18 protein-coding genes are annotated in these 21069 nt (G+C 62.8%); 15 read left to right on the top strand and 3 right to left on the bottom strand.

Annotation, left to right across the window (positions count from 1 at the left end):
- Window positions 1–44: 44 nt before the first annotated feature.
- The 12 genes from BM171_RS09450 to BM171_RS09395 all read left to right on the top strand — a co-directional run bounded on the left by BM171_RS09450 (window position 45) and on the right by BM171_RS09395 (window position 13212).
- Window positions 45–2078 carry a polysaccharide biosynthesis protein gene (locus tag BM171_RS09450; protein WP_139218688.1) on the top strand — a complete coding sequence of 678 codons (2034 nt, stop codon included), beginning with the start codon at window positions 45–47 and terminating at the stop codon, window positions 2076–2078.
- Window positions 2078–3322 (top strand): DegT/DnrJ/EryC1/StrS family aminotransferase, encoded by a 1245-nt coding sequence (locus BM171_RS09445; RefSeq protein WP_093011018.1) that lies wholly within the window; start codon window positions 2078–2080, stop codon window positions 3320–3322. The genes BM171_RS09450 and BM171_RS09445 overlap by 1 nt, the downstream gene beginning before the upstream one ends.
- 333 nt (window positions 3323–3655) lie before the next feature.
- On the top strand, window positions 3656–4579 hold the full coding sequence (locus BM171_RS09440) for a methionyl-tRNA formyltransferase (RefSeq protein ID WP_093011015.1): 924 nt from the start codon (window positions 3656–3658) through the stop codon (window positions 4577–4579).
- Complete coding sequence (locus BM171_RS09435) at window positions 4576–5583, top strand: ATP-grasp domain-containing protein (protein ID WP_093011012.1); 1008 nt, start codon at window positions 4576–4578, stop codon at window positions 5581–5583. Before BM171_RS09440 ends, BM171_RS09435 begins: the two co-directional genes overlap by 4 nt.
- Window positions 5580–6254 carry an HAD family hydrolase gene (locus BM171_RS09430; protein ID WP_093011009.1) on the top strand — a complete coding sequence of 225 codons (675 nt, stop codon included), beginning with the start codon at window positions 5580–5582 and terminating at the stop codon, window positions 6252–6254. Before BM171_RS09435 ends, BM171_RS09430 begins: the two co-directional genes overlap by 4 nt.
- A 464-nt stretch (window positions 6255–6718) precedes the next feature.
- Window positions 6719–8098 (top strand): pectate lyase family protein, encoded by a 1380-nt coding sequence (locus tag BM171_RS09425; RefSeq protein ID WP_093011006.1) that lies wholly within the window; start codon window positions 6719–6721, stop codon window positions 8096–8098.
- A gap of 10 nt (window positions 8099–8108) precedes the next feature.
- Window positions 8109–9305, top strand: a complete 1197-nt coding sequence (locus BM171_RS09420) for a glycosyltransferase (protein ID WP_175497523.1) — start codon at window positions 8109–8111, stop codon at window positions 9303–9305.
- A gap of 123 nt (window positions 9306–9428) precedes the next feature.
- Complete coding sequence (gene chrA, locus BM171_RS09415) at window positions 9429–10667, top strand: chromate efflux transporter (protein WP_093011000.1); 1239 nt, start codon at window positions 9429–9431, stop codon at window positions 10665–10667.
- Window positions 10668–10755: 88 nt separating this feature from the next.
- Window positions 10756–11217, top strand: a complete 462-nt coding sequence (locus BM171_RS09410) for an SspB family protein (RefSeq protein ID WP_093010997.1) — start codon at window positions 10756–10758, stop codon at window positions 11215–11217.
- 151 nt (window positions 11218–11368) lie between these two features.
- Window positions 11369–12763: a class II fumarate hydratase gene (gene fumC, locus BM171_RS09405; protein WP_093010994.1), complete on the top strand. Its 1395-nt coding sequence runs from the start codon at window positions 11369–11371 to the stop codon at window positions 12761–12763.
- A gap of 48 nt (window positions 12764–12811) precedes the next feature.
- Window positions 12812–12988, top strand: a complete 177-nt coding sequence (locus BM171_RS09400; RefSeq protein WP_093010991.1) for a DUF4169 family protein — start codon at window positions 12812–12814, stop codon at window positions 12986–12988.
- Window positions 12985–13212 (top strand): ribbon-helix-helix domain-containing protein, encoded by a 228-nt coding sequence (locus BM171_RS09395; RefSeq protein ID WP_093010988.1) that lies wholly within the window; start codon window positions 12985–12987, stop codon window positions 13210–13212. Before BM171_RS09400 ends, BM171_RS09395 begins: the two co-directional genes overlap by 4 nt.
- Here BM171_RS09395 and BM171_RS09390 read toward each other — a convergent pair.
- Window positions 13202–13903 carry an SIMPL domain-containing protein gene (locus BM171_RS09390; protein ID WP_245760220.1) on the bottom strand — a complete coding sequence of 234 codons (702 nt, stop codon included), beginning with the start codon at window positions 13901–13903 and terminating at the stop codon, window positions 13202–13204. The genes BM171_RS09395 and BM171_RS09390 overlap by 11 nt on opposite strands.
- A gap of 154 nt (window positions 13904–14057) precedes the next feature.
- On the opposite strand from BM171_RS09390, the gene BM171_RS09385 reads away from it, so the two are divergent.
- A complete protein-coding gene (locus tag BM171_RS09385) occupies window positions 14058–16685 on the top strand; it encodes a hypothetical protein (protein ID WP_093010985.1) in 2628 nt (875 codons plus the stop codon).
- A 36-nt stretch (window positions 16686–16721) separates the two neighbouring features.
- Here BM171_RS09385 and hppD read toward each other — a convergent pair whose 3' ends face one another.
- Entirely contained in the window at window positions 16722–17819 is a 1098-nt protein-coding gene (gene hppD, locus BM171_RS09380) for a 4-hydroxyphenylpyruvate dioxygenase (protein ID WP_093010982.1), read from the bottom strand.
- A gap of 117 nt (window positions 17820–17936) precedes the next feature.
- Here hppD and BM171_RS09375 point away from each other — a divergent pair, with 117 nt between their 5' ends.
- Both BM171_RS09375 and BM171_RS09370 read left to right on the top strand, forming a co-directional pair.
- A complete protein-coding gene (locus tag BM171_RS09375) occupies window positions 17937–18410 on the top strand; it encodes an Lrp/AsnC family transcriptional regulator (RefSeq protein ID WP_093010980.1) in 474 nt (157 codons plus the stop codon).
- Window positions 18411–18500: 90 nt separating this feature from the next.
- Window positions 18501–20387 (top strand): monovalent cation:proton antiporter-2 (CPA2) family protein, encoded by a 1887-nt coding sequence (locus BM171_RS09370; RefSeq protein ID WP_093010977.1) that lies wholly within the window; start codon window positions 18501–18503, stop codon window positions 20385–20387.
- A 64-nt stretch (window positions 20388–20451) separates the two neighbouring features.
- On the opposite strand, the gene BM171_RS09365 is transcribed toward BM171_RS09370, so the two are convergent.
- Window positions 20452–20961: a CarD family transcriptional regulator gene (locus BM171_RS09365; protein WP_093010974.1), complete on the bottom strand. Its 510-nt coding sequence runs from the start codon at window positions 20959–20961 to the stop codon at window positions 20452–20454.
- Window positions 20962–21069: the final 108 nt, after the last annotated feature.

Raw genomic sequence — 21069 nt, 5'->3', positions numbered from 1 at the left:
TTCTTTGACAACTATTGTCACGATCCCATTTTTGGAGAAGTGAAGTGTCAGAGATAAATAATTTTGATAACGTTCCCGTATTTCCCAGAGCAGGATTATTGGAAATCCTGCAAGAGAAATCCATCCGAATTCGCGCGCTCTTTCTGTGCGACATCATTGCAACCAATTTGGCTTTCCTGATTAGCCTGTCACTCGCCACGGGCACGTTTCCTTTCGCCGAGGGACTTATCCTACAGATGGGGCTCTTGACCGTCATAGCGATATTCCTGCTACCGAAACTGGTCGTCTATCGTGCGAACCTTCGCTTTGTGTCACTGGGCGATTTGGTAAGTGTAGGTGTGGCAACAGCCGCCGTCGTGGTGGCTTTCGGTCTGACCCTTGCCATGACCGCAGCCCCCATGCCGCCGGTGCGCGCACTGGCGATCCTACTCTTCGTGCAGACCGCACTCTTATCGGCACCAAGGCTCGCAATGCGCTCGCCCGACCTCCGGTCAGGACTGCGGACCACGCTGGGTCGCTACGGCCCATCACGCGTGACGGAGCCGGTACTTCTCATCGGTCGCGGTACTGCATGTGATCTGTTTCTGCGGTCGCTACGGACCCAGCCGAGCCTAGCCTACCGCCCGGTGGGTATCATCGACGACATGTCGGACACGACGGGCACCTTCATCCACGGCATTCCGATCCTGGGTGATTACAACGATTGCAGCGCCGTCGTCGCCAATCTGGCCAACCGAAAGGTCAAGGTGGATCGCATCATTCTGACGGAACCGTTGACCCGTCAGGCGACCATCGCGCTTGAGCCACTTCTCGAATGGGCACGAGCCGAAGGTATCGCGGTTTCACAGCTTCCTGGTCTGAGCGCGCTGCGTCCGCTGCCCTCCGAAGTCGGTCTTGGCACCATTAATGTATCCGAGCTTCTCGATCGGCAGGAGGCTCGGGTCGACTATGCGGCAATCCAGCGGTTGATCCACGGAAGAAGGGTGATGGTAACTGGTGCCGGCGGCTCGATAGGGTCCGAACTGGTGCGCCAAATCGCGTCGCTCAAACCTTCTGAACTGACGCTTATCGAGAATTGTGAGCTGAACAGCTACCAGATCGACATGGATCTGGCGCGTCATTTCCCTTATGTTCTGCGTCATTCCTACATCTGCTGCATTCGGGACAAGACCCGCCTGAAGGAGATCTTTCGCCGCCATCGGCCGGAACTCGTCTTCAACGCGGCCGCGCTGAAGCATGTACCCATCGTCGAGTGCAATCCGTGCGAAGGCGTCCTGACCAATGCGATCGGTGCTCGCAACGTAGCCGATTTGGCCGCCGAGACAGGCTCGATGGCAATGATCCAGATCTCGACCGACAAGGCCGTCAATACCTCAAACGTGATGGGCGCGACCAAACGTGTGGCGGAAATGTATTGCCAGGCACTCGATCGCAAGCTTCCGACCCGCTTCATGACTGTCCGGTTCGGCAACGTGCTCGGCTCATCGGGATCACTTGTGCCTTTGTTCAAGAAGCAGATCGATGAGGGCGGTCCTCTGACGGTCACCGATCCGCGTATGACGCGCTTCTTCATGACCATCCGTGAAGCGGTCGAGCTGACCCTTCTAGCCTCCGCGAGTGGACTTCAGCACACCACGTTGCAGGGGCAGATCATGGTTCTGGATATGGGCAAGCCGATCCGGATCATGAGCTTGGCAGAAAGGATGATCGGCCTCGCAGGCCTGGTGCCGGGGCGAGACATCGAGATCAAAACCGTGGGCATTCGCCCGGGCGAGAAGCTTTTTGAAGAACTTTTCGACGCCCGTGAGATGCGTTCTGAAAGCCCGGTTGAAGGCATCCTCGTTGCCACTGCCGAAGGACGCCGTCTTGAGGATATGCAAAAAGCCATTGCCTCGCTTGAGATCGCCGCCCGTCGCGGTGATGCCGCCGCGGTTATCTCTCAACTGTCGCAGATCGTTCCTGGCTACGCTTCCGCCGCCATAGGCGACGCGAAGGCCGTGCTGCCCGCTACCGTTGTCCCGAGCAGCCTAGCTCAGCCCGGTCCCGCATTTGCTGCAAACCAAGCAGAGGTGATGTGATGCCTCAGGATGTCTCCATTCGCAATGGCGTCTCCGGAACTGCCGTGGTGCCACTCCAGCCTTCTGCCCCTTCGATCCCGACGCACCCCATCTGGCCTCATTTCGATGAGGAGCAAATCCGTGAAGTGACACGTGTGCTGCAAAGCGGCCGTGTGAATGCGTGGACAGGAACCGAGGTTTCGGACTTCGAGACCGCCTTTCGCGAGATGACAGGCGCATCCCACGCGATTGCGCTGGCCAATGGCAGCCTGTCGCTGAACCTCGCCTTGGAATGCCTGGACCTTGAGCCAGGGGACGAGGTCATCGTTACTCCGCGCAGCTTCGTCATCTCGGCGAGTGCCGTCATCCTGGCTGGCGGGACACCGATCTTTGCCGATGTCGACCGTGATACTCAGAACATCACACCCGAAAGCATTTCCGCGCAGATCACCAAGCGTACCGTTGGTATAATTCCCGTGCATCTGGCCGGCTGGCCTTGCGACATGCCCGGCATCATGGAGGTGGCACGCACTCATGGCCTATGGGTTATCGAGGATTGTGCACAAGCTCACGGCGCTCAGATCGAAGGCCGCCACGTAGGCACCTTTGCCGATTTCGGTTCATTCTCGTTCTGCCAGGACAAGATCATTTCGACGGGCGGCGAAGGCGGCATGCTCGTCACTCAAAGAGAGCATCTATGGCGCGAAGCTTGGTCACGCAAAGATCACGGCAAAGACTACGATCTTGTGCATAACCAAGCACATCCACCCGGCTTCCGCTGGTTGCATGCTCGTGCAGGAACGAACTTGCGCATGTCGGGCATTGCAGCCGCAATTGGCTCGGTGCAGGTCCGCCGAATGCCGCTGTGGACCGACCTACGCCATCGCAACGCGCACATCCTCGCAGACGGTCTGCGCGACTGCCCGGCCCTGCGGGTACCGATGCCGGGCAAAGGCATAAGGCACGCCTGGTATCGATTCTACGCATTCACCCGGACTGATCGGCTGAAGCCGGGTTGGAGCCGCGACAGGATTATCCAAGAGCTTGCCGAACGCGGCCAGTCTGTCTTCAGTGGCAGTTGCCCCGAGATATACAACGAAGGCGTATTCCGCTCTCGAAGATTCACCCCGGCCAGCCCGCTTCCGGTCGCGCACGAATTGGGACACACCAGTCTCGCCTTTCGGGTGGATCCGACGATTGAGCCCGCTGAGATGCATGTGATGGTCCAAGCAGTGCGCGACGTAATGAAACTGGCAACCCGCTAGGGACCGGCGCGCTGCAAATGGCTCTTCAAACGCGAAATACCAGCATCAAGGCCAATTGAGGCGTCCGGCATTTCTCAGCTCCCGAGTGTGACGATACAACTTGCGGTGGGATCAACCCTACCGATCTCAAAGGTCGTAAATGGCCAATATGACACCGCTCACACCAGTCTCCGCCGATTACGTCCATTGCGCCTCAGTACAAACCGGCAGCGGAATTCATCTTTTAGTCGGGTGCTAGCCTTAAGGCGTAGCGTGGATCACAAAGGGGAATTGAGCCTCCCCTTCTAAATCTGCACACCTTCTGAGCAGAGTTCCGATCGTCATGGGTGGAACATGAGGACTGTTTTCGTGGGGGCTGTCGAAGGGTCCTTGGAGGCCCTGAAAGCGTTGGTCGCATCCGGGCAAACACCTGACCTTGTGGTAACGCTACCGCCGTCAAAGTCCACGCGCCACTCAGATTTTGCCGACCTGTCCGATTTAGCGCGAGGCTCAGGATCGCAGCTTTTATACACGACCGATATCAACGATGCAGCCACCGTCTCGGAGATATCTTCTCGCGCCCCTGATTTGGCTCTGGTCATAGGCTGGTCGCAGATCTGCCGGGAGCCTTTCCGGTCTTTGCCACGGCACGGCACGCTGGGCTTTCACCCTGCACCTCTTCCACAATTGCGGGGCCGCGCGGCGATCCCGTGGACAATTCTGGCCGGGCTGGAAGAAACCGCAGCCAGCCTGTTTTGGATAGACGCAGGCTGCGACACCGGGGACATTGCCGCGCAGACTTTCATTCAAGTAACGCCGCGCGAAACCGCCCGCTCGCTCTACAACAAACAAGTGAGTGCGATGTGCGAGCTGCTGCCGAGAGTTGTAGCAGAGATTTCAGCCGGCAAAATTACGCGCCTCCCCCAGGATCCGGCCGGCGCAAGCTATTGCGCAAAACGCCGACCTGAAGATGGCCGTATCGACTGGACCCGTTCTGCTGTGCAACTGGACCGTCTGATACGAGCGGTCGGGGATCCCTATCCCGGCGCGTTCACTGAACTGGACGGGCATCTAGTGCATATCGATAGCGCTCACGTCTTTGAGGGTCCGCCCCTCTATATTGGATTGCCAGGTCAGATTCAGGACCAGACCGACGGTGGGTTCCGCGTCAGCTGCGGGGATTTCACCTGCCTGGAAGTCACCAGTTGGCGTGCCTCCAGCCCGGGACCGCTGCCTCGGCATGCGGTCTTTGGCGCCTCACGGAAAGTGCCCGCATGACGGCGTGGGGACCGCGCGTTCTTATCACGTCCGCAGGGCGTCGAGCCGGTCTTGTCGAGGCATTTCGCGCGGCCGGACCTGCGCTCGGCGTACCCGCTACGATCTACGCCGCCGACATGAACTCGATGCTCAGCGCGGGATGCGCGGCCGCGGATTACTCATTCGACGTGCCGCCTTGTACCGATCCGGACTACATCGATACGCTTCTCGAGTTTTGCGCCGCGGAAGACATAATGCTGCTCGTGCCGACGATCGACACCGAGTTGGCGGTCCTTGCAGATGCGACCCCTCGCTTTGCCGAAATTGGCTGCCGTGTCCACGTCGCCCCGCGCGCGCTCATCGATATTGCGCGCGACAAACAGCGCACCTGCGCTCTTTTGGCGGAGCATGGCGTGCCGACACCCCGCAGCTATACCCCCGAGATCGCCCGCACTTTGCAAGACCTCGGCGCGTGGCCACTCTTCGCGAAACCCGTCGCCGGAAGTGCCAGCCGCGGATTGATGAAGATCGAGACGCCGCGGGAGATTCCGGCTCGCTTCAACGAGCCAACGATACTTCAGGAATATCTCGACGGACCCGAATATACCGTCAACGTTTTCGTGGACAAGTACGGCTCCTTGCGCACTGCCGTGCCGCATCTCCGCCTGTCCGTTCGCGCCGGCGAAGTAGAAAAAGGGCGCACGGTCCGCGATCCCAGATTCACGCAGATCGCCCGAAATCTGGTCGATGCGCTGCCTGGCCCTATCGGCGTGATGTGTTTCCAAATTATCGACGACAAGAATAGCGGACCGAAGGTCTTCGAGATCAACGCGCGGTTTGGTGGCGGATTTCCGTTGGCGGACCGCGCAGGCGCGACGTTCGCGCGCTGGCTGCTGGCAGAGTGTCTGGGCCGAGATAGTGGTGCCCACGACAACTGGATCGATGGCGTGGAAATGCTCCGATACGACGCCGCCTTCTTCAATATGCCGCAGACGAGTGCGGCCTGCGCCTCTCCGGCGAAATGACCTTCGTCGTTTTCGACCTAGACGATACGCTATACTTGGAACGCGACTTTGTCCTAAGCGGCTACCGGGCTGTCGGCATCTACGCGCGCGATCAGCATGGCATCGAGAATTTGGAACCGGCCTGCCGAACGGTTTTTGCCAGCGGAGAGCGGCGACGCGTTTTTGACAAGGCTTTGCTAAGCCTCGGCGCCATGCCCGAGCGTGATCTGGTGCAGGATCTCGTTAGGATCTACCGCGATCATACACCCGCGATCGCCCTACAGGCGGATGCCGATCGCGCTCTGCGCCGCTTTTCAGGCCGGTGCGCGTTGATCAGCGATGGACCCGCGAAGACGCAGGCCGCCAAGGTCGCGGCACTGGGTCTGAACGAGCGCCTGTCGCCGATCGTCCTGACGGGCACGCTTGGAATTGGGGCCGGCAAACCGGCCCCCCTGGCCTTCGAAATGCTCGCGGATGCCACCGGATTAAGCGGTGCCGACCTGGTCTATGTCGCGGACAACCCGGTCAAGGATTTCGTGAGCCCGCGCCGAATGGGATGGCAGACTGTGATGATCGCGCGAAAGATGCGGGTTCATCTCAGCCCTCCCCCGACGACGGATCATGCCGCCGCGCACAGGATCACATCGCTGGACATGCTGGACGACTGCCTGACAAGAGACCCGAAGGACTGAGAGGGAAGATCTGCCAACGAAATTCCCGCACGCTCGGGCCTGCCCGGATATATCGCAGGACGGCACGAGACCCGGTATTGAGACCGCCCTCGCCGGTCGGATTGCTCTCACTCTCTTATGCGCCGGACTCTAGTCCTTTCAGAGTATTCCGCCCCTCCTCCCCGAGATCTAGATTGCGAAGAGCACAGCAGCGGAGCGTCCTGTCGTGACCCATCTCAATCCGATCGACTCCGCGGAGGCGTCAAGACCCATCCCCGCGGCGACTGGACCCGAGGATTGCCGCCGGCTCGAGATGACGCCGGCCGTTTGCCATAATCGCTCGGGTAGGTCGGACGGCCCCCATCGGCGCACGATGAATGCCGTCGGCGCGAGGCGCGGCGACGCTCAAATCGAAAGCCTCAACAACGGCTTTTCGAGAACTTGTAGGCCGCATCCCCGATCCCTGGCTTGAATAGGTACAGAGCATGTCTGATATCTCATCTTTCTTAAGGCGCGCAGGACTGACGCTTCTCGCCTCGCTCCTGCCCGTTGCACCCCTGGCCGAGGCTTTTCCAGGCGCAGTGGGCTACGGCAAGGACGCAGATGGCTGGCGCGGCGGACGCGTCCTGTCGGTTACCAATACCAATCCCGAAGGCCCCGGCTCTCTGAGGGAATGCGCCGAGGCCGAAGGTCCGCGGGTCTGCCTTGTCCGTACCGCCGGAACGATAATCCTCGACCGCCCCATCAAGGTGGCGTCGAACGTCTATATTGCAGGTCAGACCGCGCCGGGCGACGGCCTGCAGATTAGACTCGACGGCGAGGGTGCGACCCCGATTGTCATCAAGGGCGTCAACGATGTCCTGATACGGTTCCTCAAGGTTCGTCCTGGCCCTACCGATATCCCCCATCCTTCGGTCGACGCCGTCACGGTCGAAAATGCGCAGCACGTCTACCTCGACCACATGTCGCTGTCCTTTTCGACGGACGAGACATTCAACGTGCATGCCAGCCGCGGCGAGACCTCGCATGTCACCCTGGCGCGCAGTCTTCTGAGCTATTCGCTGGATCGCTCGAGCCATCCAGAGGGACGCCACTCGAAAGGCGCGCTCATCTGCTCGTCCGAAAAGTCGGCGACCGGGTGCGGACGGATCACACTCTGGCGCAACCTCTTTGCGCATCATCGCGACCGGATGCCCGACGTGAATGCGTCGGAGATCGGCCCTGTCGAGGTGGTCAACAACCTGTTCTTCAATCCGATCAGCCAGTTCGGCGAATACTACAACCTCGTTGGCGATACGCGTATCGCCCATATTGCAAATGTCGCGGTGCCTGGTCCAAGCACGCATGACGACACGCCCCCGGCAGTCGAAGTCTTTCTTTTGCATGACGCGAATCCGTTGGGACTCAGGGCAGAGGACAATCTGGCATTCGGCGGACCCTGTGTCTCAAATCCGGGCCCGGCGGTTCTCGGCCCGACCGCGCGGTCCCGGATCGACTTGGACGTACCCTTGTCCGAGGGCCTGCCGATCCTGCCAGCCGCGCAGGTGATGGACGCGTTGCTGCCCATGGTAGGCGATATCCTCCACCGAGACGCCCTCGACATCCGCGCATTGGACGGTCTCATCAACTGCTCCGGAAGGGTCATAGATCGCGTCGAACAGGTCGGCGGGTGGCCAGTTCTCGCGGGTGCCGTGCCCGACCCCGATACGGATGGCGATGGCATGCCGGACGCTTGGGAAGCCACACACCCTTCGCTGTCCGGCGAGAGCTATGACGATGCCTGGGCCGCCGATCCTGATTCCGGCCTGTCTTTTCTCGAAACCTATCTTTCGACGCTGGCGGGCGATTTGCCCGAAGCGCGCTGATCACTGGACCATGCCCTTCGCCAAGTCCGACCGTCCCACGCTCCAAAGCCCCAAGGTGGCCCTCGTTCAGGCTGGTCTTGGCAGCGGCGGAACGGAAAAAGTGCTGGCGCGACTTGCCGCGCATCTCGACGCGCAGGGTTATGCGGTCACGATGGTATCCTTTCAAGGCGACCCTGAAGCCCCCTACTACCCGGTTCCAGACAGCGTGCGATTGCGCAGCTTGCAGGTCGAGATCGGCACCGACGCATCCCGGAGCACGCGGCGCCGTGTGCCCTGGCTGCGCGCGGTCTTGCGGGATCAGGATCTCGCTCTGTCTTGCCTGACCAAGATCAACGTGCAGACAGCATTGGCAACACTCGGCCTGAGACAGCCCCGAATGGCGTCCGAAAGAAACAATTTCCAACGCCAGCAGATGAACCGTCTATGGCGTTGGTCGATGCCTGTCGCACTCGCCGGAGCGGATCGCGTGATCATGCAGACCGCCGCCGCGCGCGATGCGCTGCCGGCCTGGTCCATGCACCGAGCCGTAATCATCCCCAACCCAATTCCTGATCTGCTTGGCGCACCGCCTGCCCCACCGAAGCCAGAGCTGGTTGCTGTCGGCAGGCTCACGGACCAGAAGGCGTTCGACACGCTGCTGCACGCGTTGGCGCTTGCCAGGGACCGAGGCAACGCGATGCCTCTGACAATCTACGGCGTCGGAGAACTGGAGGAAGAGCTTCGGACGCTTGCGGGATCTTTGGGGTTGCGAGATCAGGTACGCTTTGCCGGCCGGTCCGACGTGCCTCATGGCTGGACCACCCGTCCCGGGATCTTCGTTCTTTCTTCCCGCTTCGAAGGGTTTCCAAATGTCCTGATTGAGGCGATGGCCGCAGGGTTCGCGGTTCTCTCCACACGCTGCGATTGGGGACCGTCCGAGATCGTGACCCATGAACTCGACGGCTTGCTGGTTCCCGTGGACGACCCGGCATCGATGGCCGATGGTCTCATCCGACTTCACAGAGACGCACACCTGCGCACGCAACTGGCAAATGCCGCACGTATCCGCGCGGTTGAATACGTCGAAGCCAACGTTATGGAGCAATGGGAAGCGGTGATCGCTGACGTGTTGTCGACGCGAAACCGAAAGACGTCGGGTCGCACGGCCCTCAATCTCTTGGCACGCAAGATCGGCACCGACCTGAAAACCGGCACGCCGCGCGATTGAAGAAAATTCTGCAACTGCCTGCTCCGTTCCCGCGCCTGCGAAAATCGGAGTCTCTATTTTACTCCTCAGCATCGCGGTTATCTGTCATCCTGACGTCACAGGATACCCCTACCCCTCGCGCGCATGTCTTCTCCCTCGCTCTCTCGCATCGCCCGCATCTTTCACAGGATCGGCTGGCTGTCCTTCGGTGGGCCCGCCGCCCAGATCGCGCTGATGCACCGTACCATCGTCGATGAGGAGCGCTGGCTCGACGAGCCGCGTTACCTGCGCGCGCTGTCGTTCTGCATGCTATTGCCCGGCCCCGAGGCGATGCAGGTCGCGACCTATGCGGGCTGGTCGCAGCGCGGCGTCCTCGGCGGTCTGATCGCGGGCGGGCTTTTCGTTCTGCCTGGCGCGCTTGTCATCGCGGCGCTGGCGCTGGCCTATTCCGCGCTTGGCACCGCGCCCCTTGCCGAAGCTCTGCTGCTCGGCGTGCAGGCAACGGTGATCGTGATCGTCCTGCAAGCGCTCTGGCGGCTCTCCTCTCGAAGCCTCAAAGGTCCGGCGCGGCTTGTCCTTGCGCTTGCCGCCTTCATCGCGATCTACGCGCTCGACCTGCCCTACCCTGCGATCCTCGCCGTCGCTGCCGGGATCGGCGCGCTGGCTTTCCGGGAGGACGCGCCGGGCGAAGCCGCCCCGGCCCTGCCGAGCCTGCCCCTCCGCACGATCACGCTCTGGACGGCGCTTTGGCTCGCGCCCTTGGCGTTTCTCTGGATCGCCGACGCCCCTTTCCTGACCTCTGTCGGAGCTTTTTTCGCGAAACTCGCCGTTGTCAGCTTTGGCGGCGCCTACGCAGCACTCGCCTACATGGCGCAGGACGCGGCCTGGGTCGATGCGGAGACGATGATCGACGCGCTCGGTCTCGCGGAGACCACGCCGGGTCCGCTCGTCCTTGCCACGCAATTCGTTGCGATGAGCGCGGGGCACGAAGCGGGCGGCGCGGTGTTGTCGGTCCTCGCCGGGCTCCTGACGCTCTGGATGATGTTCCTGCCCTCCTTCCTGTTCATCTTCGCTTTTGCCGCGCATATCGATTGGCTGAGCGGCCGGCCGGGCCTGTCGGGAGCACTCAGCGGTGTCACCGCGGCTGTGGTTGGCGTGATCCTCAACCTTTCGGTCTTTTTCGCTTTGAACGTCCTGTTCGCCGAAACGAGGCAGCTCTCCGGTGGCCCTTTCGACGTCGAAGTCCCTGTTTTTGCCAGCCTCTCTCCACTTGCGCTCGGGCTGACGCTGTTCGCCGGCGGCCTCATCTTCCTCCTGAACCGCAATATCGTCACGACGCTCGCCCTAACCGCGGCGCTTTCAGCGGCAATCTCGCTCCTCTGACGGCGCAGCGGGATTTTTGGGGCCCGCGCCCCTTTCGCTCGGCCTGAAAACCAATATGCTCCGAGTCGTTCCACGCCACGGATGATCCATGTCTCAAGGAATCGACTACGGAAATCTGATGCACGAGGCCATGCGTGGCCTGATCCAGAAGGTATTGATCGGTGTGTCCGAGACCGGCCTTCCGGGCGACCACCATTTCTTCATCACCTTCGACACCGCGCATCCCGATGTCGAACTGGCCGACTGGCTGTCCGACCGCTATCCGGGCGAGATGACCGTTGTCATGCAGCATTGGTTCGACGGGCTCGATGTCACCGACGAAGGCTTCTCTGTCACGCTGAACTTCGGTGACGCGCCGGAACGGCTGTATATTCCCTATGACGCGATCAAGACCTTCGTGGATCCCTCCGTCGAGTTTGGCTTGAAATTCGAAAGCCCGGAGGATCGCGACGGCGAGCCGCCCGAGCCGGACGACAGCGATGACGACGACGAGGACGAGGGCGAAAAGAAGGACGCCGAGATCGTCAGCCTCGACTCGTTCCGGAAGTAGCGACACCCGCATCCTGCGATAGCGATAACGGGCATGGTCAGACGCGCCCCCACTCTCTAAACATCGATGAAAGTCAGCTTGCCTGCCTCTTGGCGCAGCGCCTCGGGGCGGCTAGAGCGTATGCGACAGTATACCAGCGAAAGGACGCGCCATGACAGCGACCCGCACCGAGACCGACAGCTTCGGTCCCCTCGAGGTTCCCGCCGAGAAGTACTGGGGCGCACAAACCCAGCGCTCGATCATGAACTTCCCCATCGGCTGGGAGCGTCAGCCCGTTCCGATCATCCGGGGCCTTGGCGCGATCAAGAAGGCCTGCGCGCTCACCAACGTGGAACTCGGCAACATGGAGGCCGAGATCGGCGAGGCCATCGCCGCTGCCGCGCAGGAAGTCATCGACGGCAAGTTCGACGACAATTTCCCGCTGGTCGTCTGGCAAACCGGCTCGGGCACGCAGTCCAACATGAACGCAAACGAGGTCATCTCGAACCGCGCCATCGAGATGCTGGGCGGTGAGATGGGCTCGAAAACACCCGTTCATCCCAACGATCACTGCAATATGGGCCAGTCCTCGAACGATACCTTCCCGACTGCCATGCATGTGGGCATCGCGCTGCAGGCCCGCGACGTGCTTCTTCCCGGGCTGCGCAAGCTGCACGCGGCGCTCGTCGCGAAATCCGAGGCGTTCGACCACATCATCAAGATCGGCCGCACCCATACGCAGGATGCAACGCCCTTGACGCTCGGCCAGGAATTCTCGGGCTACGCTCACCAGGTCGCGAAGGGGATCGAACGCGTCGAGGCGTGCCTGCCAGACGTCTACGAGCTGGCGCAGGGCGGCACCGCTGTCGGCACGGGCCTCAACACGCAGAAGGGCTGGGCCGAGAAGGTCGCGGCGCGCATCGCAGAAATCACCGATCTGCCCTTCGTCACGGCCCCCAACAAGTTCGAGGCGCTGGCCGCCCATGACGCGATGGTCATGTTCTCGGGCGCGCTCAAGACCGTTGCGGCCTCGCTCTTCAAGATCGCCAACGACATCCGCCTTCTGGGCTCGGGCCCGCGATCCGGCCTTGGAGAGCTGATCCTGCCCGAGAACGAACCGGGCTCCTCGATCATGCCGGGCAAGGTGAACCCGACCCAGGCCGAGGCGCTGACGATGGTCTGCGCGCATGTGATGGGCAACGATGCCGCAGTCGGTTTTGCCGGAAGCCAGGGGCATTTCGAGCTCAACGTCTACAATCCGATGATGAGCTATAACGTATTGCAGAGCATGCAGCTTCTGGGCGATTCCGCCTCGGCCTTCACCGACAACATGGTCTCCGGCATCGAGGCGAACGAGTCCCGGATCGGTGAGCTGATGCGCAATTCGCTCATGCTCGTGACCGCGCTCGCGCCGACCATCGGCTACGACAACGCCACCAAGGTCGCCAAGACCGCGCACAAGAACGGCACGACGCTGAAGCAAGAGGCGATCGCCCTCGGCTTCGTCGACGAGGCGACGTTCGACGCGGTGGTCCGGCCCGAAGATATGATCGGCCCGAAGGAGTGACCGCCACGGGCCTTTGCCTTCCTGCCGCAGCTTTCTAGACTTTTCGCCATGAGCAACGTGACGAATCTTGGTCGCTTCAGGAAGGCGAAGGCCCGCGACGAAAAACGCCGCGCGGGCGACGCCAATGCCGCGAAGTTCGGGCGAACGAAAGCCGAGAAACGACGTGATGAGAGCGCCCGCGAGAAGGCGGAGCGCGGTCTCGACGGCCACAAGCGCGAGGAATGAGCGGGCGTCCGGTCAAACGCTCGCTGACGTTGAGCGGGCATCGCACGTCGGTCTCGCTCGAAGAGCCGTTCTGGCAGGAATTCCGCGCCATCGCACGCGCCGAGGGCAAACCGATCAATCGCCTCGCCGCGGAGATCGACGCGGACCGCGATGTCGAGGTCGGCCTCGCATCGGCGATCCGCCTCTACGTGCTCGAAAGCCTGAAAGCGCGGCTTACTGGGTGATTTCGTAAACGATACGCACGTCTGCCGAAAACCCCGCCTCCCCACGCGCAACGGGCACCGAGTCAGCCGCCATCCGCATCTCGGCCATTGGCATCGGATAGGGCTGCGCGCCGCCTTCCTCGTCGATGGAGAGAATGCGGCCAAGGCTCACACCGGCAGCCTCCGCGTAGAGATCTGCCTTGGCGCGGGCATCCGCAACCGCATCTCGCCGCGCCTCGTTCATCACCTCGTCCGAGTCCGAGACGCCAAAGGACAGACCCGACAGCTGGTTCGCGCCGTCACCCGTCACAGCGCCGAGGATATCGCCGAGCCGGTCCAGGTCGCGCACGCGCACGGACAGCATATTGGACGCACGGAAGCCGGTGATGCGCGGCTCCTCGTCCTCGCGCCTGTCGGAATAAACGGGGTTCAGTGACAGACCGGAGGTTTGTACGTCCCGCTCGGCCACCTCGAACTCGGAAAGACGCTCGAGGATGCGACCGGCCACCGCGGATGCCTCATCCAAGGCCGCGCTCGCCGTCTCGGCCTCGGCCGTCACGCCAAGGGTGATCGTCGCCATATCCGGTACCGCACGCGCCTCGCCGCTGCCCGAAACGGTCAGCCGCGCCGGCTCACTGCCCTGCGACTGCGCGTGAAGCGGTCCAGCCGCGACGACAGAAAGTGCAAGAACAACGCCGATCATTCGGAACATGGTCGAAATCCCTTTGAAAATATGGGGCAAGTCTCCGTGAAGGCAGACAGTTTCGCAAGCTGCATTCCTTGGCGTCGGCGGTCCTCTGCTATATAAGGAGGCCCAAGCAAACCACAGACTCCCATGAGCATCGGGGCAATGCTAAGACGTGGTCATGAAACCTGATTTCGCGCTGAAACTTTCCTTCGACGGCATATCGCTCCTGCAAAAGGTTCGCGGTGGCTGGGCGGTCCTCGGCACGGCCGGTCTCGACGGCGATCTGGCCGCGGAGATGGCCGATCTTCGAAAAACTGCGCTTGCGGAAAGTGCCGAAGGCACAATCGTGAAGCTGCTTCTCCCGGAAGAGCAGATCAAGTTCCTCTCTCGCGACGCGAGCGGAGACAAAACCGAGGCAGCGCGCGCCGCGCTGGAGGGTGCGACGCCCTACGAGGTCTCGGAGCTTCGCATCGACGCCGAAGAGGCGGGCGGGCAGCTACACGTCGCCGCCGTTGCGGAGGAGACCATCGAGGAAGCCGAGGCCTTCGCGCTGGAGCACGGCTTCGTGCCGGTCGGTTTCGTTGCCGCGAAGTCGAACGGGTTCAACCGCGAGGTTCTGTTCGGAGAAGCGGCCTCCTGGACCGGAGCGGCGCTGAAACCCGACACGGGCGGTCTGCGGATCGTGCCGAAGCCGGCCCCGGAGCCCGAGCAAGAGCCGGTTGCGCCGGCTTCTGCGACGCAAGACGCGCCGCCCGAACCACCGGCAGCGCCGACGGCCCTTGATCCTCTCGCAGTGGAGCCGACCGCGAAGGCCGAGGTCGAACCGGCTGAGGCGGAAGACGCGCCGCAGGCCACCGGCGACCAAGAGCCGCCAGCCGCGCCGCCATATCCCGTCCGCGAACGCCCCGCCGATCCGCTGGCGGCGCCCCGCGCGCCCGATCCCACCCCTCCGGCAGCGCCCGTCGCATTCCAGAGCATCCGCGCGCGCCGCGACGTGCCCGAGACGCCGCGCGCCCCACTCCGCGCAGATGCCACGCCGTCGCGCCTGTCGCTGAGCGCAGAACCGCAGGAGCCCGCGCCGCGCAAGACGCCGCCGCCCGAAGCGCCTGCTCGCCCGGCTCCCGCACTCGAGGAGAGCCTGAAGCGCCCGGAACCGGCTCCGCCCCGGAAGCCTGCCCCTGCCACGAAAGCCGAACCCGCGCCCAACGTCGCCGCGCCGGCAGCCGCGGCGGCCCCGACCCCGAAACTGTCGGCCCGCGAGCGGATCGCGGCGCTGCGCCCCGGAGCTGCGGATGCAGGCACCGCGCTCGATACGCCCGCGCTGGCTGCCGCGGCGGTACCTGTCGACGAGGAGCCGCGCCAGACACCTCGAAACGCCGAGACGTCTCGCGACGGGGGGATGAAATTGTTCGGGCTGGGTCGCAAGAAGCCCAAGCAGGACACGTCGGCGCAGAACGAAGAACTCAAACGCATGACGGTCTTCGGCGCGCGCCGCGACGAGATCGTCATCGGGGGCAAGCCGCGTTTTCTCGGCCTGATGTTGACTTCCGCGCTGATCCTGTTCCTTCTTGGCGTTGCGGCCTGGGCGTCGGTGTTCCTCGAGGACGGGCTCGCGCGGTTCTTCTCGTCCGATCCCGAGCCCGAAGTCGCGGCCCTGCCCGAGGACGCCGTTGATACCTTGCCGGAAGTCACCGGGTTGCGGCCCACGGCCCGCCCCGAAGAGGCAGCGCCCGTGGTCGAGGCCCGGCTCGAGACGGAAACCGACGCGGCGCCCGAGATTGCCAAGCCTCGATCCGTGCCCGCCGCACCCGAGGCAATGACGCCCGACGAGGCCGAAGCGACCTATGCCGCGACCGGCATCTGGCAACGCGCACCCAATGCACCGAGCGAGATCGAGGAAACCGGATCCGGCGATCCCTACGTCGCGTCCATCGACCCGGTCGTTGCCAAGCTCGACGCGACCGCTTTGCCCGAGGCCGACGCCTCGACCGACACGGCGCTCGAGCCGCTTCCCTTGCCCGCGCCTGCGGGCACGCCCTTCGACCTCGATGCGCGCGGCCTTGTCCGCGCCACGCCCGAAGGCGCGGTCAATCCCGACCGGGTGCGCGTCTTTGCCGGGCTGCCGCCCGCCGTTCCGCCGCTTCGCGGAGACGCGCTTGCCCCGGTGATCGAAGCGATCCCGGAGCGCGAGGACGGCACTCGCCCGCAAACAACCGAAATTTTCCAGCGCAATCAGCAATATGATACGTTCCGGCCGATCCTGCGCCCTGACAACCTGCAAGAGCAGAACGATCGCGCCAATCTGACAGGATTGTCACGGCCAGAACTTGCAGCCTTCCGGCCGTCACTTCGGCCCGAAACGGTCAAGGCTGAAGCCGAGGAAGACGTAACCGCGACCGCGCAGGCCGTCGGAACGTCGGAACGACCCTCTGTCCGGCCCGGCAACATCGCCGCTATCGTCGCTGCCGTGGAGGCCAGTCGCGCTGCCAGCGCGCAGCAGCAGCCCGCGCAGACCCAGCAAGTCGCGGCTGTCGCGCCGCGCACCGTCGCGCCGAGCGTTCCGTCGAATACTTCCGTCTCGCAGGCCGCGACGGAAACGAACGCGATCAACCTTCGGCGAATGAACCTGATTGGCGTCTACGGCAATCCATCGAACCGCCAGGCGCTCGTGCGTCTGTCGAACGGCCGTTACGTGCGCGTCGGTGTCGGAGACAGGATCGATGGCGGCCGGGTCTCGGCCATCGGCGAGAGCCAGCTGCGCTACGTCAAAGGCGGCCGCAACCTTACGCTCGAAATTCCCGGATAAACGGGCCCGAGCCTTGTGGCCCGGGCCCTGCAAGGGTCACTCGGCGGCGTCGAGCTCGCCGTTGGCGATCTGCTCGGCCTCGATCGACTCGAAGAGCGCCTTGAAGTTGCCCTCCCCGAAGCCGTCATCGCCCTTCCGCTCGATGAACTCGAAGAAGATCGGTCCGATCACGGTCTTGGAGAAGACCTGCAACAGGATCCGCGTCTCCCCGCCATCGACAACGCCTTCTCCGTCGATGAGGATGCCGTGCTTCTTCATGCGGTCGACCGGCTCTTCATGGCCCTGCACGCGGTCGAAGCTCAGATCGTAATAGGTATCGGGCGGGCCGGGCATGAACTTGACACCCTTCTCGGCGATTGCGTCGGTGGCCTCGTAGATATCCTTGGCACCGACCGCGATGTGCTGGATGCCCTCGCCATTATACTTCTCGAGATAAGCGACGATCTGACCCTTCTCGCCCCGATCCTCATTGATCGGAATACGGATGCGGCCACACGGCGAGGTCAAAGCGCGGCTGAAGAGGCCGGAATGCTTGCCCTCGATGTCGAAGAACCGGATCTCGCGGAAGTTGAACAGATCGCCGTAGAAACGGAACCATGTATCCATGTTTCCCTTGAAGACGTTGTGCGTCAGGTGGTCGAGATACCAGAAGCCGACGCCCTCGGGCTTCGAGGTGGCGACCCAGTCGAACTCCTCGTTATAGGGCGAGGTGTCGTAATACTGGTCGGTGAAATAGATGAGGCTGCCGCCGATCCCCTTGATCGCGGGCCAGTCGACGGTCTTGTCCGCACCTTCATAGGGTTCGGCGCCGTTCTTCACCGCGTGCTGAAAGGCATGTGTCGCATCGACCACGCGCCACGCCATCGAGGGCGCGCAAGGTCCATGCTCGTCTACGAAGCGGGCCGCGAAAGATCCCGGCTCGGCGTTGATGATATAGGTGATGTCGCCCTGCTGCCAAAGCTCGACCGCCTTGGTCTTGTGCGTCGCCACATGCGTATAGCCCATCTTCGCGAAGAGGTCGCGAAGCTGTTCAGGCTCGGGATGAGCGAATTCGACGAATTCGAACCCGTCCGTGCCGGCGGGGTTTTCCTCGGTGATCTTGGCTTGCGGTGCATCGTGGGGGAAGGGTCCCATGGCTGCGCTCCTCTCGTTGGTTCAGCATGAGGATAGACTTTTGACGATGCGGTGTCCGCGCGATATTGGCTATATATGAACACAGAATGACCGTTGACCGCACCATAGGCGAAAATCATGCAGGACTCCCGCGTCACCCTCGATGACACCGATCTGCGCCTCCTTGCTGCGCTTCAGCGCGACGCGCATCTGACGGCAGAGGCGCTCGGCTCGCAATTGAACCTTTCGGCGAGCCAGGCCGGCCGGCGGCGGCAGCGCCTCGAAGCCTCCGGCGCGATCCGTGGATATACAGCGCGTCTCGATCCAGAGGGGCTGGGACTTGCCGTGCAAGCCTTCATCCAGGTCACTCTCGAACGGCACGGTCCCGAACAGGCGAAGAGTTTTTCGCGCATGGTCGAGACCCGGCCCGAGATCGTGTCGGCATGGACGCTGACGGGCGACGCCGATTACCTGCTCCGTGCCTATACGACGGGACTCCGTGCGCTGCACACGCTCATTCACGAAGTGCTGCTTTCACACCCGACCGTCGCGCGCGTGCAAAGCCAGATCGTCATGGATCAGCTCAAGGCGGATGCACCCCTGCCGCTTTGAGCCGCACCCGGCCACGGGTCGCGCTGCGTCGTGTTGCGCCCGCGCCTCCGGCCTGCATGATGGAGCGGAACGAACGGGAGCCCCTCGCCCATGGATACCTTTCTGCTTCAGGCCTCGATCTATCTTCTGGCCGCCGTGATCGCCGTGCCTATCGCCTCCCGGCTCGGGTTTGGATCGGTGTTGGGCTACCTCGCCGCGGGCCTGGTGATCGGTCCGATCCTCGGCCTCGTTCACGAAACCGGCGACCTTCAGCATTTTGCAGAGTTCGGCGTCGTCATGATGCTGTTCCTGATCGGGCTCGAGCTGGAACCGCGCGCGCTTTGGGACATGCGGCACAAGCTTATCGGGCTGGGCGGGCTGCAGATCAGCGTCACGACGCTCGCGGTGATGGTCGCGGCAATGGCTTTGGGCCTCGCCTGGCAGCCCGCGCTGGCGGTGGGTCTCATCTTCGCGCTCTCCTCGACGGCGATCGTGCTGCAGACGCTCACGGAAAAGCGGCTAATCCAGACCTCGGGCGGGCGCTCCATCTTCTCGGTGCTGCTCACGCAGGACATCGCGGTGATCCCGATGCTGGTGTTGCTGCCGCTTCTGGCAGTCGGCGGCGGCGGCGGAGCGAGCCTGTCGGCGGACGGCTCCATAGACCGCACTCATGCGGACGACGCGGCACATCATTCCATGAGCCTCGTCGAAGGTTTGCCCGGATGGGGTGTGGCGCTTGTCACGCTTGGCGCGATCGCGGCGATCATCGTCGTCGGCTTGTACCTGACCGGGCCGCTCTTCCGGTTCATTCATCAGGCCCGCCTGCGCGAGATGTACACGGCCTTCGCGCTTCTGATCGTGCTCGGCATCGCGTTCTTGATGATCCTCGTGGGCCTTTCCCCGGCCCTCGGCACCTTCCTTGCGGGCGTGGTTCTGGCGAACTCGGAGTTCCGGCACGAGCTTGAATCGGATATCGAGCCGTTCAAGGGGCTGCTTCTGGGGCTTTTCTTCATCACGGTCGGTGCGGGCATCAGCTTCACGACCTTCCTTGCCGCGCCCTTCGTGATCCTTGGCCTGACCTTCGGGATGATGGCGCTGAAGGGCGTCATTCTTTATGGTCTCGCCCGCGCCTTCGGTCTCAGCCATTCCGATCGCTGGCTCTTCACGCTTGGGCTGGCACAGGCGGGAGAGTTCGGTTTCGTGCTGGTCTCTTTCTCGCTTCAGCAGAACGTTCTGACCGGCGCGCTCGGCGAGCGGATCCTGCTCGTCATCGCACTCTCGATGCTGTTCACGCCCCTCGTCTTCATGCTCTACGAATATCTCGCGCCGCGCCTTCAGGGCGAAAGCACGCGGCCCGACGACGACGAGATCGACGAGACCGGCCCGGTCATCATCGCGGGCGTCGGGCGCTTCGGCCAGATCGTGAACCGGATGCTGCAATCGACCGGCTTCAAGACCGTCGTGATCGACCACGACATGGAGACGATCCAGCTCATGCGGCGGTTCGGTTTCAAGGGTTTCTTCGGCGATCCGACACGGCCCGATCTTCTGCATGCAGCCGGGATCGAGACGGCGCGCGTCCTTTGCGTCGCGCTCGACGACCGCAAAAGCACGAACACGCTGGTCGCCTATGCGCGCCGCCTGCGCGGAGACGATCTGCACATCGTCGCCCGCGCCCGCGACCGGACGCATGTCTACGAGCTGTATCAGGCCGGCGCGAACGATATCGTGCGCGAGACTTTCGACAGCTCGCTCCGCGCGGGCCGCTACGTGCTGGAGAATATCGGACTTACGGAATACGAAGCCTCCGAAGCCGAGAAGACCTTTTTCCACCACGACCGCATGACGGTGCGGGAGCTTGCCAAGCACTGGAAACCGGGTGTCGCGGCGGCGGACAATCCCGAATACATCGCGCGGGCGCGGGAGCTCGAGAAGGAGCTGGAGACCGCGCTTCTCTCCGCACTCGATTCGACGGGGCGCACCGGGACCGATGACTAGCGCATGAAAAAGCCGCGCTGCCCGGGTGGGGCAACGCGGCCAATCTCTTGTCAGGATGCGACGCTTACGCGGCGCGGCCGATCAGAACCTCGTCGACCTGCTTCGCCGCGGCAACCTCGTCGTCGCCGCTGACGGCGGCGATTTCGCGGGTCAGGCGCTCGAGCGCAGCTTCATAGAGCTGACGCTCGGAATAGCTCTGCTCGCGCTGGTCGTCCGCACGGTGCAGATCGCGCACGACCTCGGCGATGGCGATGAGATCGCCGGAATTGATCTTCTGCTCGTATTCCTGCGCCCGGCGCGACCACATGGCCTTCTTGACCTTGGCCTTGCCCTTGAGCGTTTTCATCGCCTGGTTCACCACATCCGGGGACGACAGCGTCCGCATGCCCACTTCGCTCGCCTTGTGGGTCGGAACGCGCAGGGTCATCTTGTCCTTCTCGAAGGAGATGACGAACAATTCGAGCTTGATGCCCGCGATCTCCTGCTCTTCAATGGACATGATCTGACCGACACCGTGGGCGGGGTAGACCACGTAATCGTTCGGGTGGAACTCAGACTGTTTTGTTTTGGTCATTCTTGGTCCTCAGGCAGCTCGGCGATGCGTGATCCGACGCGAAAAAAGCGAGCGGACAGCCTTGGGCTTCCGATCACTTTTAAGGATTTCGGTATTATGACGCGGGGC

This window comes from Roseivivax halotolerans (assembly GCF_900115815.1).
GTDB lineage: Bacteria > Pseudomonadota > Alphaproteobacteria > Rhodobacterales > Rhodobacteraceae > Roseivivax > Roseivivax halotolerans.
Note: the sequence above shows the minus strand (reverse complement) of the source record. Positions and strands in the feature narration are given on the sequence as shown.